This window comes from Mesorhizobium sp. M1338, from assembly GCF_040318045.1.
Classification (GTDB): domain Bacteria; phylum Pseudomonadota; class Alphaproteobacteria; order Rhizobiales; family Rhizobiaceae; genus Mesorhizobium.
Window position 1 is genome coordinate 1 of the sequence record NZ_JAMYLL010000080.1, and the last position, 14,583, is coordinate 14,583.

At 57.8% G+C, this 14,583-nt stretch carries 12 protein-coding genes and 3 pseudogenes; 14 read left to right on the top strand and 1 reads right to left on the bottom strand.

Translation table 11 applies throughout. The annotated features are described in order from the left end of the window. Positions 1–75 (bottom strand): annotated as a pseudogene (locus NKH19_RS31630) (DNA-binding response regulator); the annotation flags it as partial. Between the two features lie 1,291 nt (positions 76–1,366). On the opposite strand from NKH19_RS31630, the gene NKH19_RS31635 reads away from it, so the two are divergent. From NKH19_RS31635 to NKH19_RS31700, 14 genes and pseudogenes are all read left to right on the top strand, one after another. Then, positions 1,367–2,152, top strand: coding sequence for a type IV secretion system lytic transglycosylase VirB1 (locus tag NKH19_RS31635; RefSeq protein ID WP_023766572.1), 786 nt, complete (start codon positions 1,367–1,369; stop codon positions 2,150–2,152). Between the two features lie 14 nt (positions 2,153–2,166). Next, positions 2,167–2,532, top strand: a complete 366-nt coding sequence (virB2, locus tag NKH19_RS31640) for a pilin major subunit VirB2 (protein ID WP_031257862.1) — start codon at positions 2,167–2,169, stop codon at positions 2,530–2,532. Further along, positions 2,532–2,858, top strand: coding sequence for a type IV secretion system protein VirB3 (locus tag NKH19_RS31645; RefSeq protein ID WP_023679584.1), 327 nt, complete (start codon positions 2,532–2,534; stop codon positions 2,856–2,858). Before virB2 ends, NKH19_RS31645 begins: the two co-directional genes overlap by 1 nt. Beyond that, positions 2,858–5,227, top strand: a complete 2,370-nt coding sequence (gene virB4, locus NKH19_RS31650) for a type IV secretion/conjugal transfer ATPase VirB4 (RefSeq protein WP_023737137.1) — start codon at positions 2,858–2,860, stop codon at positions 5,225–5,227. The genes NKH19_RS31645 and virB4 overlap by 1 nt, the downstream gene beginning before the upstream one ends. Before the next feature lie 13 nt (positions 5,228–5,240). Next, a complete protein-coding gene (locus NKH19_RS31655) occupies positions 5,241–5,924 on the top strand; it encodes a TrbJ/VirB5 family protein (protein WP_023766574.1) in 684 nt (227 codons plus the stop codon). A gap of 55 nt (positions 5,925–5,979) precedes the next feature. Continuing rightward, on the top strand, positions 5,980–6,867 hold the full coding sequence (locus tag NKH19_RS31660) for a type IV secretion system protein (protein ID WP_023766575.1): 888 nt from the start codon (positions 5,980–5,982) through the stop codon (positions 6,865–6,867). A 27-nt stretch (positions 6,868–6,894) separates the two neighbouring features. Further along, positions 6,895–7,053, top strand: coding sequence for a type IV secretion system lipoprotein VirB7 (locus NKH19_RS31665; RefSeq protein ID WP_081731114.1), 159 nt, complete (start codon positions 6,895–6,897; stop codon positions 7,051–7,053). Further along, positions 7,050–7,763, top strand: a complete 714-nt coding sequence (locus tag NKH19_RS31670; RefSeq protein ID WP_352983650.1) for a type IV secretion system protein VirB8 — start codon at positions 7,050–7,052, stop codon at positions 7,761–7,763. Before NKH19_RS31665 ends, NKH19_RS31670 begins: the two co-directional genes overlap by 4 nt. Further along, positions 7,760–8,644 carry a TrbG/VirB9 family P-type conjugative transfer protein gene (locus NKH19_RS31675; protein ID WP_023766577.1) on the top strand — a complete coding sequence of 295 codons (885 nt, stop codon included), beginning with the start codon at positions 7,760–7,762 and terminating at the stop codon, positions 8,642–8,644. Before NKH19_RS31670 ends, NKH19_RS31675 begins: the two co-directional genes overlap by 4 nt. Beyond that, entirely contained in the window at positions 8,637–9,773 is a 1,137-nt protein-coding gene (gene virB10 / locus NKH19_RS31680; protein ID WP_352869191.1) for a type IV secretion system protein VirB10, read from the top strand. The genes NKH19_RS31675 and virB10 overlap by 8 nt, the downstream gene beginning before the upstream one ends. Further along, complete coding sequence (virB11, locus tag NKH19_RS31685; RefSeq protein WP_023737143.1) at positions 9,757–10,797, top strand: P-type DNA transfer ATPase VirB11; 1,041 nt, start codon at positions 9,757–9,759, stop codon at positions 10,795–10,797. The genes virB10 and virB11 overlap by 17 nt, the downstream gene beginning before the upstream one ends. 720 nt (positions 10,798–11,517) lie before the next feature. After that, on the top strand, positions 11,518–12,204 hold the full coding sequence (locus tag NKH19_RS31690; RefSeq protein WP_352869194.1) for a response regulator: 687 nt from the start codon (positions 11,518–11,520) through the stop codon (positions 12,202–12,204). Positions 12,205–12,382: 178 nt separating this feature from the next. Further along, positions 12,383–13,068: pseudogene (locus NKH19_RS31695) on the top strand (IS6 family transposase). A 172-nt stretch (positions 13,069–13,240) separates the two neighbouring features. Next, positions 13,241–13,399 (top strand): annotated as a pseudogene (locus NKH19_RS31700) (ATP-binding protein); the annotation flags it as partial. Between the last annotated feature and the right edge of the window lie 1,184 nt (positions 13,400–14,583).

Here is a 14,583-nt window from a genome sequence, read left to right on the forward strand (position 1 = left end):
GGCATGCATCGTGAGATACTCGGCGATGAGGCGCCGCATTGCGGCATCATCGTCAATGACAAGAACATGTTTCAACGGCACACCTTCAATCTTGAATCCCCTTGTCTAAACCTGTTGCCGAGCAACCCTGGGGCACCGACCCAGAACAGCTGCTCCTTGATACCACTCGCCGTTGCGTGCGGCCAATGTGAGGCCGTGCTCGTCCTGTTCTTTTCATCCCCAGCGAATTGACCGCACCAAGGCAGCCCGTGGCCACCAGACAGGTCCAAGCGCCGACATGACCCTGCCGTGTGGTCCTTCGCTTTTTCGCTTCGAGCTCCCCCGTTGGTGCAGGCCTGCCAATATCACTCAAGTTCGACCTCATGGATGCCAAGTTTCCTGCTATGCCCTTGCATCCTGGTCATCCTGGAGTTTGCGGACCTGGATCATCTCGATATCCTCCGGCTCGTGGATCCAGCTCGGACATGGTTGAGCAGCGCGGCGTTTGGCTTGATCGGAGAGGCGGTCGGCGGAAGAAGACCGTGATTCGCTGCAGCGGCCTTGTGCAAAATAGTGTGTCTCCTGCCAAGCCGGCTTCGTCCAAGGTGGCCGGCGGCCTCAAATGCTGTTCGGCGACCGGCAGGTCGCCGGTTGCGGTGAACGTCCGGGCTAACATTTCTCAGTTACTGCAACTCCTCCATCTTGAGCGTGTCACTATGCTTGTCCATTGCGCCGTCGGACTCCGTCAATGACGTGCGGTTATCTGCCGATGGGACTGTGCATGATCCACCCTTTGGCGGCGGCGGCCGAACAGCTGAACGAGGCTCGCACCAGGATGGGCTGCGCCGCCACGTCTTCCCAGTTGACCCTCGCCGCCGCGGATTTGCGCCCTCGAGCCAGCTTCGCGGACGAGCTCGCGTCTCAAGCAATGATCTGAGTGTGCAGGGCCGCGCATGGCTGCTCTTTAACGACCGGCAGCATACCGGCAAAGTTGGGCCGCTTTATCGCCTTAGTCGATTCCCCACGGTGATCCCGAGCCTGAACAAGCCCGCCAAGCTCCCCATTTTGTCCTTGGCTTGGCGCTGACAGAAGTACCATCCATGACGCCAAAGTCGCGGCCCACACTCCAGGAGCAACGGACGGCCGGGACGAGCAATCCTGTACAGGAGTCATTGTACCAAGATGCTCCGGATGTCGCTGGCTGATCGGGCCCGCGCCACTCACGCATGCGCAAGATGCTCACCCACGCTGATACGAACACGGTCTTTGCTTCAATTGAAACCGAAAAGCTGAACTTGAACATCACACAGTAACAAACCTCCCCGATAAGCGCGTGCCGGACAGGGCCAGAACCCGTCCGGCGGCTTGGAAAGGTAGGTGATAGGGAATGTTTATTGCAGCTTGGCCGCTGGCCATCGTCCTGATGACATCCATGTCACTCCCAGCCGAGCCCGCGCCACTTTCTCCGCGTGAGTTCCGCAGCCTGTCGCGCAAATGCGCCCCCTGGGTTGCGCCGTCCACCCTCGCCGCGATTGCCAAGATTGAAAGTGGCTTTGAAACGCTGGTGGCTCATGACAACACCACAGGTGAGCAGCTTCGCTGGATAGACCACCTGGAAGCCACGCGGGGCATCAAGGAACGCCTCGAAGCACAACATTCTGTCGATGTTGGATTGATGCAGATAAACAGCAAGAACTTTGCCGTGCTCAATCTCACGCCGGAAAGGGCTTTCGAGCCCTGCGCCTCGCTTTCGGCTGCCGCCCACCTGCTTGAAAGCCGGTATGCCGGCGGCACCACTGCTGTGGCACAGCAACTGGCGCTTCGCCGTGCCATCTCGGCCTATAACACGGGCGACGTCACGCATGGCTTCGCCAACGGTTATGTACGCAAGGTCGAGTCGGCCGCAAAGGACATCTCAAGTCTCCTTGAGAGAACGCTGGAGCCGACTGCTCGAGATGTGCCGCACCTTGAGGCACCCGGTCGGAAAGCCGTGCCGCCTCTGCTCCAGCAGAGCCAACAGGCCAATAGAAAGAAGCAGCCCAACCAAGATTCTTGGGACATCTGGGGCTCGTATCAGCCAGACCGCTCCGGGGCCGATCCCTCCGATCCGACAGGCAGCCAGGCTGCGAAAGCACGGGAACCCTCGAACCCGAACAAACTCGTATTCGATTGAAACATGGAGATGCAATGATGACGCCACTCAAGATACTTCGTGCGCTTAAAACGCGTGTTCCTTCGCCTTTTTTCATGCTGCGCATGGCGGCTGAATATGTACCGGCCGCTGCTGCAGGCGCGGCGTGGACGGTCTTCTACAGCGGGCCAGCCGCGGCTCAGGTGACCGGAGGGACGGATCCTGCCAAGATGGTCCAGAATATCTGCACGTTCATACTTGGGCCCTTTGGACAATCACTGGCCGTGCTCGGGCTCGTAGCCATCGGTATCTCTTGGATGTTCGGTCGTGCTTCACTTGGCCTGGTTGCGGGTGTCGTTGGAGGGATCGTCATCATGTTCGGGGCCAGCTTCCTGGGCAAGGCGCTCATAGGCGGTGGCTGATGAGCGACCGGTTGGAAGTGAGCACCCTCTATGTGGCGGCGACGCGCCCGGCACTGTTTCTGGGGGTGCCGCTGACGCTGGCCGGATTGCTCATGATGTTGGCTGGGCTTGTTATCATTATCCTTCAGAACCCGCTCTACGAAATCGTTCTCGCGCCACTCTGGTTCGGAGCACGGCTGGTTGTTGAGCGTGACTATAACGCGGCAAGCGTCGTGCTGCTCTATTTGCAGACGGCCGGCAGAAGCGTGGACGGGCCGGTCTGGGGAGGCGCAAGCGTCAGCGCCAATCCGATCAGAGTGCCGAAACGCGGAAGAGGAATGGTGTAATGTTCGGCGCCAGCGGCCGGACCGAGAGGTCTGGCGAGATCTACCTTCCGTATGTTGGTCACGTAAGCGATCAGGTTGTCCTTCTGGAAGACGGATCGATCATGGCCATGGCACATGTGAACGGTGTGCCCTTTGATTTGGAAGACGCTGAGATGCGCAACTCGCGCTGCCGCGCGTTCAACACTCTCTTGCGCAACATCGCCGATGACAATGTCTCGATATACGCTCATCTTGTGAGACACAACGATGTGCCGGCGCCGGCGCCGCGCCGGTTTCAAAGTGCATTCGCTGGCAGTCTGAGCGAGGCCTACGAGCGTCGTGTGCTGTCGGGAAAGCTCTTTCGCAACGATCACTTCCTCACTTTGATCGTGTCCCCCCGCACCGCAATCGGCAAGATCGGCTTGCGGATTGCCAAGTCCCGCAGACGGAATGAGCACGATCTAGCCACCCAAATGCGGAGCCTGGAAGACCTCTGGCACATCATTGCTGGCGCACTCGGCGGTTACGGTCTGCGCCGGTTGGGCATTCGTGAGAAAGGCAACGTGCTCTTCACGGAAATCGGCGAGGCGCTTCGGCTCATGATGACTTGCCGGTTTCTTCCGGTTCCGATGGTTACCGGCTCACTTGGCGCCTCGATCTACACTGACCAGGTCATCTGCGGGAAGCGGGCGCTTGAGATTCGAAGGCCCGGGGATAGCTCCGTCGGATCATTGTTTTCGTTCCGTGAATATCCGGCGACGACGCGGCCGGGCATGCTAAATTCCTTGCTGTCCGCCAACTTCCCGCTTGTCCTGAGCCAGAGCTTTTCCTTCCTCACTCGCCCGCAAGCTCATGCCAAACTAAGCCTTAAGTCCAGCCAGATGACGAGTGCCGGCGACAAGGCTCTCACCCAGATCAATGAACTTGCCGAGGCAGAGGACGCACTGGCAAGCAACGAATTCGTGATGGGTTCGCATCATCTGAGCCTGTGCGTCTATGCCGACAGCCTCAATAGCCTTGCAGATCGCGCAGCAAGTGCCCGCGCACGGCTGGCCGACGCGGGCGCCGTTATCGTCCAAGAGGGCATCGGCATGGAGGCCGCATATTGGTCCCAACTTCCGGGGAACAACAGGTGGCGCACGCGCCCGGGGGCGATCACCTCACACAATTTTGCCGGGCTCGTCTCATTTGAGAACTTCCCAAGCGGTTCCAGTTCCGGCCACTGGGGCAATGCTGTTGCGCGCTTTCGCACAAACGGTGGAACTTCTTTCGACTACATCCCCCATGAGAATGACGTCGGCATGACGGCAATATTCGGGCCCGTTGGCAAAGGCAAGACGACGCTGATGACCTTTGTCCTCGCGATGCTTGAGCAAAGCTTGGTCGATCGCAATGGTGCGATCGTCTTCTTCGACAAGGATCGGGGTGGTGAACTGCTGGTGCGAGCCACGGGAGGGACATATCTTGCGTTGCGCAGAGGCGCTCCGAGCGGCTTGGCCCCTCTGCGTGGACTGGACAACACCTCCGCCTCTCGGGACTTTCTGCGCGAGTGGTTGATGGCCCTGATCGAGAGTGACGGCCGTGGTCCGATCTCGCCGGAGGAAAGCCGTCGGCTGGAACGCGGCATTGTTCGTCAGCTTTCGTTCGAACCCCCTATGCGCTCACTTGCGGGCCTGCGCGAGTTCCTATTGCACAGCCCCTCCGAGGGCGCAGGAGCACGGCTGCAGCGGTGGTGTAGAGGGGGGGCGCTTGGATGGGCCTTTGACGGCGACGTGGACGAAGTAAGGCTGGATGCCTCCATTACGGGCTTCGACATGACGCAGCTCCTGGAATATGAGGAGGTCTGTGCACCGGCCGCCGCATACCTTCTGCATCGAGTGGGCGCTATCGTCGATGGTCGTCGGTTCGTGATGAGCTGCGACGAATTTCGATTCTATCTACTCAACCCCCAATTCTCGGCCGTTATCGACAAGTTCTTGCTCACGGTCCGCAAAAACAACGGCATGTTGATACTCGCAACGCAGCAGCCTGAACACGTTCTGGAATCGCCTCTCGGAGCTAGTCTCGTTGCGCAATGTATGACGAAAATTTTCTACCCATCACCGACGGCGGACCGCTCTGCGTATGTCGATGGCTTGAAGTGCACTGCGCAGGAGTTCGAGGCAATCCGCCAGGGAATGGCAATCGGCAGCCGCAAGTTTTTGCTCAAGCGCGATAGCGGGAGTATTGTTTGCGAATTCGATCTTGGGCAGATGCGCGAGTACGTAGCCGTACTCTCGGGGCGGGCCAACACAGTGCGCTTTGCCGACCAGCTTCGCAACCAGCACGGAGACGCCCCAAGTGGGTGGCTCGACAAGTTCATGGCCCGGTACCATGAAGTTCAAGACTGACGGAGGAATATTCATGAAACTTGCCAAACTTGCAGTAACGACCCTTGCTGCTTCCCTTCTGCTTCACGGACAGGCCCGGTCGCAATGGATCGTCACCGACCCTGTAACAGAAACACAATCGACCTTAACAGCGATTTCCAATGCGGCGATCCTTGAGAGGTCAATCGAGACGCTCGCTACGACGATCGAAATGGTGACAATGCTAACCTCGTCATTCGCTGTCACGGGAGTGCTAAGCTCACTGAACCAAGGAAATCATTACCCGTCGAGCAATAAGCTGGAGGAGCAGATGTTTGATGCTCGGGCGCCAGCTTCGATTATCGCCCGTAACATTGCGGAGGACCCAAATCGGATAGTCACGGGCGACGATTCAGAAGCGAAACTGTTAAAGGGACAAATCGCTGGGGCCGCCAATGCCGCAGCTATTGCAGCCGACACTTTGGGCATGATGGACAAGCGCCTTAAGGATAACGCCGGCACGCTTGGTCAGCTTTCCCGCTCGGGAAATATTATGCAGGCCACCGTGACCAACGGTCTGGTCCTCAAGCAGATTCACGATGCGATGATCCAAAATGCCCAGGCCACGAGTCTGCTGACTATGGCCACTGCACAAGGGAGCCTTCACGCCGCTGAGGAGGCCGCCACGCAGCGTCGCGAACATCGGGACACCGCTCGCATTTTTGGCCCCCTCCCGTGAACGCTGAGTTCATCAGGCTCAGCTGCGCTGATCAGGGACACATCAGGCTCACGCCATGAATTTCAAAATTCCCGCGCCATTCACGACTATACACACGATCTTTCATGGGGCCTTCACGTCCGGGCTGCACAAAGTGCTTGAAAACGTCCAAGCGGCGGTCAGTGCGCCTCTGGTTGCGTGTGTCACGCTCTGGATAATAATCCAAGGCTGTCTGGTCATGCGTGGTCAAGTCGATGCGCGCGGGGGTATCTCGCGCGTAATCATGGTGTCGATTGTCGTCGCCCTTATCTTAGGGCAGGCCAACTATCAGCAGTACATTGAAGCGCTTTTCGACGAAACGATTCCGAGGTTGGCTCACGACATCAGTGGCAGCGACTTGCCCTTCATCGGAATCGCCCAGAAGCTCGACATCATGTTTGCTTCAAGCCAGTATGTCTTTCAGCTGATTGCTTCCGAAATTGGGCCTATGAACGGCCAGGACATACTTGCTTTCGAGGGAGCGCAATGGATTTTCTACGGCGCGCTGTGGACAGCGTTCGAGATCTACGATGCCGTTGGAATTCTGACGAAGGTGCTCTTGACGATCGGCCCCCTGGTCCTTGTAGGCTACCTTTTTGATCACACTCGAGACATAGCCACCAGATGGATCGGCCAACTGCTCTCGTACGGGCTGCTGCTTCTCCTCCTCAACATCGTTGCAACGATAGTAATCGCTGCCGAAGCAGTCTCGCTGGCAGCCATGCTTTTGATGATCAAATTCTCGGGCACGACAGCAGCCAAGATCATCGGGCTTTACGAGCTCGACATGCTTTTCCTAGCTGGTGACGCTCTGATCGTCGCGCTTCCGACGATCGCCAGCAGCATCGCCGGCGGCTCTTGGGGAGGTGCGAACCGACCTCTTAACAGCCTCAATCGCCACTTTGCCAAAACGGCGGGTGGTTAATCAATCGACAAGTTCGGTGCCAAAAACATGAAATATTGCCTACTTCTGTCAATCCTCGCTTTGGCCGCCTGCAAGACGAGCCATGGGCTTGCGACGTGCGCGGGTGCCCCATTCCAACTGAACGTGGGACAATGGGAAACCACCCCTGAGGATCTTCAGGTCGAATGCGCGGAAGAGCCAAAGTGAAATTTCCTGAACATGCCCTTCTGGTGGAGAGAGAAACGCTAGCCGCCCACTATAAGAAGGTGGAAGCGTTTCAAACGTCACGAGCGAAGTCTGCGCGGCGCCTGTCAAAGGCCCTGATCGCCTTTGCCGCAGCGGCGGTCCTAGGAAATGTTGCCCAGGCATTTACCATCGCTGCCATGGTCCCGTTGGCCAAGCTCGTACCTGTGTTCCTCTGGGTCCGGCCGGATGGGACCGTCGACAGCGAAGTGTCAGTGTCTCGACTGCCGGCAACCCAAGACCGAGCCGTCATAAATGCTTCGCTGTGGGAATATGTACGCCTGCGCGAGGGGTACACAGCAGATACAGCCCAATACGCCTATGACCTCGTATCCAGTTTCAGCGCGCCGGCTGTGCGACAGCAATATCAAGATTTCTTCAACTATCCGAATCCCATCTCGCCGCAAGTCACGGTCGGCAAGCGCGGCAAGCTCGAGGTCGGGCATATTTCTTCAAACGACATCAGTCCGGACGTTCAACAGATCCGTTACAAACGTACGCTTGTTGTCGATGGGCAGATGCCGATAGTGACCACCTGGACAGCTACCATCCGCTACGAGCGCTTGACGGGTCTGCCTGGGCAATCGAGGCTCACCAATCCGGGAGGTCTACTCATCACTTCCTATCAAAGCTCGGAAGATAGCGTATCGAACCTGGGCTATGTGCAGCCATGACAAAAAGAGCGTTTCTCGCGCTGGTCTGTTCACTCTTCTTAACGATGGAAGCGTCCGCGGAAGACACACCACTTGCCGGCAAGCATGATGCGCGCATGCGCTACCTGGCTTACCGTCCTGACGAAGTGGTGCGCCTGTCTACCGCAGTGGGGGCAACGCTGGTTGTCACATTCGCGGCCAACGAGACAGTCGCAGCCGTGGCCGTTTCCAATAGCAAAGACCTGGCTGCGCTCCCGCGCGCCAACTATCTCTTTTTTAAGGCTAGCCGGATGCTCCCGCCGCAGCCGGTCATCGTGCTGGCCGAGAGTGAGTCCGGTACACGGAGATACGTCTTCAGTATTTCAACGAGAGCGATGCCAAAACTCGATGAGCAGCAACCTGACCTATACTACAGTGTGCAGTTCACCTATCCTGCTGATGAGGCTGCTGCTCGGAGAAAGGACGCAGAAAGGCGCTCGATTCTTGGTCAGGCCCGGGCGAAAGTGCTGCACGACGAGAGAGTTCAGGATTTGTTGAATCGGCCCGCCGCAACTACCAGTCCGGACGAAAGCAATTTTCACTACGTCGCAAAGGGCGATCGATCGCTGTCGCCGCTGCAAGTTTTCGATAATGGCTTTACCACCGTATTTGGCTTCGCAAGCAATTCCCGCATACCCTCTCTCTACATTATCAATCCCGACGGCAAGGAAGCCGCTGCCAATTACACGGTCAAAGGAGACTATGTTGAAGTATCCGCAGTCGCCCGGGAATGGCGTCTGAGAGATGGCAATACGGTCTTGTCCATTTTCAACAGGGCTTATGACCCTGTGGGACGAGCGCCAGGGACCGGTACAGTGACACCCGACGTGTGGCGCGTTTTGAAAGGCTCGGCCGATGAATGAAACCGGCCCACAGTCGGGACATGATGTCCATGCCTCCGGATCGATGGTCTCGGAGCCGGCCCGCCGGCATGTTTCGGGATTGCAGAAGTTGGCCGTCGCTGCTCTTGTTCTCATCTCATCTCTATCACTCATCTGGCTCGGAGGTCGTCCCAGCACACAAGACGAACCAACTCAGCCAAAACCTCCAATTGTCGCCGACGCCGAACCATTCCGCCCCGTGCCGATTGAGATTGCTCCCGAAGCTCCAGCAGCCGTACAGGCGGCGCAGGCAGGAGATCCTGCGCCATCCACGCCGACTTCAGCTGATCCGCCGCCGGAGGAAACACCAATTTTCGCCTACAGTGGCAGCAGTAAAATGCCCAACGACGGTCAGCGGAGCGAAGACAACCATAGGGATGCTCCCGCGACCTCGGATGAGATTTCAGACGCTGGCGATCTGTCGGCGCGATTGAAGCCAGATATACAGGAGCCAAGCCGGGCCACACTTTTGCCGCACCCTGATCTCGTGATTACTCAAGGAACGATCATCCCCTGCATTTTGCAAACGGCAGTCGACACAAATTTACCGGGTTATGTGAAGTGCGTCTTACCTAAAGACGTCCGCGGCGCCACCAACAACGTGGTGCTTTTGGATCGCGGGACGACCGTGATTGGCGAGATCCAGCGTGGTCTCCAACAGGGGGATGCGCGTGTCTTCGTGCTGTGGACGCGCATGGAAACGCCTGACCATGCCCTCGTTTCGCTAGCATCGCCGGGCGCTGACGAGCTCGGCCGCTCCGGAATGCCTGGCACGGTGGATAATCACTTCTGGCAGCGCTTTGGCGGAGCAATGCTCATGAGCGTCATTCAAGGCGGGTTTCAGGCCGCCGGTCAATACGCTGGCAGCTCAGGTGGAGGAAGCGGTATCAACAGCTTCCAGAGCAACGCCGGACAAGCCGTTGAGACGACCCTTAGAGCAACGATCAACGTTCCGCCAACTCTGAAGAAAAACCAGGGAGATGCTGTATCCATCTTTGTGGCTCGGGACCTCGATTTCTCAGATGTATACGATCTTAGAGCGACCGCCGTGGCGCCAGCCCCCCCCCAACATCGCCAACGCCGGAGAGACAACAATGCGACCGGAGGCTGACCCTCAATTGCGTTTGCTTCTCAACCCTGTTCTGAAATGGCTTGAGGAGCCAAGGACCGAAGAGGTCGCTATCAACCGGCCTGGGGAAGCCTTTGTCCGACAGGCCGGCGTTTTCACGAAACATCCGCTACCGCTATCTTATGACGATCTGGAGGACATCGCGATCCTCGCTGGAGCGCTGCGCAAGCAAGATGTCGGACCGCAAAGCCCCCTCTGTGCGACTGAGCTGCCGAACGGAGAGCGGCTGCAGATCTGTTTGCCGCCCGCTGTTCCCTCAGGAACAATAAGCCTGACGATACGGCGTCCCTCAAGTCGTGTGACCGAACTCAAGGAAGTTTCTTCTCGCTACGAATACTCGCGTTGGAATCAATGGCGGTCACGAAAGGAGCGCCAAGAGCGGCAGGACGAAACGATTCTTCAGCACTACGACCATGGTGACTTGGAGCAATTTTTGCGAGCGTGCGTTTGCGGGCGGCTTACGATGCTGCTTTGCGGACCTACTGGTAGCGGCAAAACGACAATGAGCAAGACTTTGATCAACGCTATACCCCCGCAAGAGAGGCTGATAAGTATCGAGGACACGCTCGAACTTGCAATCCCGCACGAGAATCATGTCCGGTTACTCTATCCGAAGGACCGAGCAGGCGTAGGTGCGGTGACAGCCGAGCAACTGTTGCAAGCCAGCTTGCGCATGCGCCCTGATCGAATATTGCTTGGCGAGATGCGCGATGATGCTGCTTGGGCCTACCTTAGCGAAGTCGTCTCCGGCCATGCGGGATCAATATCGACGATTCATGGGGCGGATCCGGTCCAAGGCTTTAAAAAGCTCTTTTCACTCGTCAAGAGCAGCCCGCAAGGAGCTGCTGTGGAAGACCACACGCTTCTTGACCTGCTGTCGGCTGCCATTGACGTCATTGTGCCGTTTCGTACCCACGGCGACGTGTATGAGGTGGGGGAGGTGTGGCTCGCCGCCGATGCCCGGCGACGCGGAGAGACAGTAGCCGATCTTCTCAATAAGCACTAAGGCTAGAGCACGTCGGGGATCGGTAAGTCGTTTGTGATATGATGGCGCAACTTGTTCAGATTCAACGTCACTTTGATTTGACCGAGGTTGATAATGGGAGGACGACTGGGCGTAGCCCTTCGGTCACAAGCCTGAACTCTTCGGCCGCCCTGTCGGCGCGGCAAGCTGCGGCACGATTCGACTGGGTGTATCGAGCGCGTCCGCTGAATTGCGCGGGCGACGCTCAGCGAGCTGGTGCCGATGCCTGCTTCAAAAGCGGCATCGACACCCGGCAGGTCGTACCCTTGATTTACCTAGCCGCGCTCAATGAGCGTCTTCAAAGCCGCCGAACGTGGTTCGGAATGACCGGTTGGTAAATCGGGAAGTGCTATACAGGGAATCCTCCCGGTATTGCCTCCAGGGGGTCCTCTCAATGAACAAAGCCGCAACCTGCCCTTGCGACCTCAGCTGGAGTTTGCGACGCAACCCATATAGGAGGATCGATGCGCAGAGAAATCGCAGGCAGAGTCGGTGGCATTGTGGGCTGGCCGACCGACGGTTTCAGCCCGTCAACAGGTCTTCACGTGTTCCATCCCCGACTATTGCAGGCGTGCGGATTGCATTCTCCCGCGATCACCCATCGGAAAGAGCGTTACGAACACTACGAAGAGTTGCGCGACTTCTGCTGTCGCCCCGGTCTTACAGCGGACGGTGACCTGTCCTACCTTGATAGGACGTGAAATGCGAACGCTGCTCATTGATCATCACGTGGATCTTACGCGCGCCGTGCGAGCTGCGCTCGGGGATAGCGGTTTTGCCGTTGATGTAGTTGGCAACCTGGAACAGGCGTCGAGGGCATTCTGTTGCGCAACCTATGAAATTCTCCTGCTGGAGTTGGCTCTGCCAGATGGCGATGGCTTGGGCTGGCTGAGACAGCTAAGGAGCGACGGGCATTCAGTTCCAACCCTCATTATGAGTAGCATCAACGATCTCGAGAAGCGAATTGCAATTTTCAACGGTGGCGCGGACGATTTTCTGCTCAAGCCCGTCTCTTTGGATGAGCTCATCGCCAGAATGAGAGCCATTCTGCGCCGGTCGACACAGGTGACCGACCCCATCGTTGTATTTGGCAATCTCAATTTCGATCCGATCGGCCGACAGGTTTCCGTCTCGGGTCATCCTCTGAAGATCGCACGCCGCGAACTATGTATTTTAGAGCATCTGCTTATCCGTGCAGGCCGCATCGTGCCTCGTGCGCAGTTGGAAGATCACCTCTATTCGTTCAACGACGAGGTATCTGCCAACGCGCTTGAAGTCGGAATCTATCGCTTACGTGGACACCTGAGTAGGTCAGGTGCAACGCCACGGATCACGACCGTGCGCGGCATTGGTTACCTTCTTGAATTGACTGAGGCGGCATCCGCATAGTTGGTCTAAATTGAAAGAACAGACTGCCTGCCCGTCGTCAGGTTGAGCTTGTGGCCATAATCGACATCGCGTCCGCCCTTGACGATGGTGTCGGCATGCGGTTCGAACGGCTCTGTCGCAAACCTTTTGGTAAGCGGAGCATGGCAAGAAACACTCCTCAGCTGTGGAGGAGCACGTGATGTTCAACGGCCGCCATTTCGACCAGTCGGTGATCCTGCTGTGCGTGCGCTGGTACCTGGCCTACACTCTGAGCCTGCGCGATCTGGAAGAGATGATGGCCGAATGCGGCTTGAAGTTCGCCCATTCCACCGTGCATCGCTGGATCGCCCACTTCTCGCCGTAGCTGCTGGAGCGCTTCAACCGGCGCAAGCGTGTGGTCGGCAGCAAGTGGCATATGGACGAGACGTACATCAAGGTCCGCGGCCATGGATGTATCTCTACCGCGCCATCGACAGCCTCGGCGACATGGTCGAGTTGTTCTTCAGCGAAAACCGTGACCTGGTGGCGGCTCAACGCTTCCTCCACAAGGCGCTGACGCGCCATGGCCGGCCGGAGCGCATCGTCATCGACGGCAGCCAGACCAATTACGAAGCGATCCTTTCCTGCGACGCTGAGAGCCGGCTGCGGCAGCGATCGCGGCGACCGCTGAAGCCGATCCGCATCCGCAATAGCCGGTATCTCAACAATCGGATCGAACAGGATCACCGGCGTATCAAGCGCCGCATTCGATCCATCGGCTTCAAGTCGCAGGCGAGCGCCGTCGTTATCCTCTCCGGCATCGAGATGATCCACATGATGGGCAAGCGACAGGCGAGGTATGACTACAAGTCTGTCGATCGCTGTTTCGATATCCTCGCTGCCTGACGGACAGGCCGAAATGGCCGTTCACACCCCCATTTCCAGGTTTGCGACAGAGCCTTTTGTCGGCGTTGCCGGCTTCGAAGGGCCGGTGCGCGCCGAGCGCATCAAGATCATCCCCGGCCACCTTGCTGCGGCCACTCGCCGAGTACGAAGCGGTGGTCGGAGGGAGCTGGTGATGACGACGCTAGATCATGACCTGCTGATCGCAATCCTGGATCGGCTGAAGTTGACGGCCATCCGCGACCAGCTCGACACGCTCATGTCGAGCAAGATCGCGCAGTTCCCGTTTGTCCGCGAACTCGACGGCTTCGGCTTCGACGCGCAGCCATCGGTCTGCTTCAGCCAAACGTATTCATAGGTATGGGACAGGCCTTGCTATGTCCGAACGTCACTGCGCGGCAAAAACGTTGGATTTCTCAAGAAATAAAGTATTGGACAGTGCCCAATTTACCGTTGGAAAAGCTGGATATGGCGTTTCAGCGTTTCAGCGAAATAACCGAAATCAATCACTCCTAACAGCAAAGGCAACCGGAACTCGATCGCTTCCGTTGCCCGCGACTTAGCGAAACGCTTGTTCGCGATTTACTAAAACGGCTGTCCCAATTTAGTGAAATCCGCAGACAAGCCGCTGGAGGTTGGCCAAAGGCCACCCACGCCTGCTCCGAGGCCCTCCAGGGCAATGGTCTGTGACCTGGGCTCAAGCAGGATGAGACGCCGCTGGAGCTCAGGTGCAAGCGCTGCCACGCCCGCTCCGAGGCCCCACAAGGCCGAAGCGCAGTCGTCGGGGTCACGAGGCCTCTCGGCCACGACGACGAGCCTGAACCTGGATCCGCCTTTCTTGAGGCGTTGCGACTATCATCGCGGCGACACGCAGCTCTTGATTTGTGTGCGACACCTCAGCAGATCCATCGGGCTGAGCCGCTCAGCAATATCAACGAGAATGTCCAGCGGCAGATCAAGGATACTCAGAGGAGGAAACGCTTGATCTTGAGGCTCAGAGCGCGTCTGCTCCACTATAGAACAGGATGATTCACCGGGTCCTTCAACGCCAGCCGCCGGTCCGATGAGAGAATTGTCCCGGGTATCACGCTCGATGGGGTTAAATGCCGAGATGGGCGCCTTGCCACGCTCCTCAATGCCCCTCATGATTCACCGCCTATAGCTACCAACTGAATGAATCATCGTGATTGTCGCGCAGCGGAATCCTCAAGGATCGGGCAGTTCGTAGGGGGCGCCGGTTTGACCAGGTTGAGCCCGCGAATTGCTCGATCGGACAAGATCCTAATTCTGACGAGATCCTCGGGACGCACTCCAAGTTGTCGATCATGTTCGGCACACAAGGAAAGGGCGGCATTGCTGCCGCCCTTTCCGCTGTAGGTTGATAGGGGCTGGATTAGAAATCCATGCCGCCCATGCCGCCCATGCCGCCCATACCGCCGCCGCCCATGCCGCCAGGCATGCCGCCGCCGCCAGCCGACTCCTTCTTCGGAGCCTCCGCGATCATGGCTTCGGTGGTGA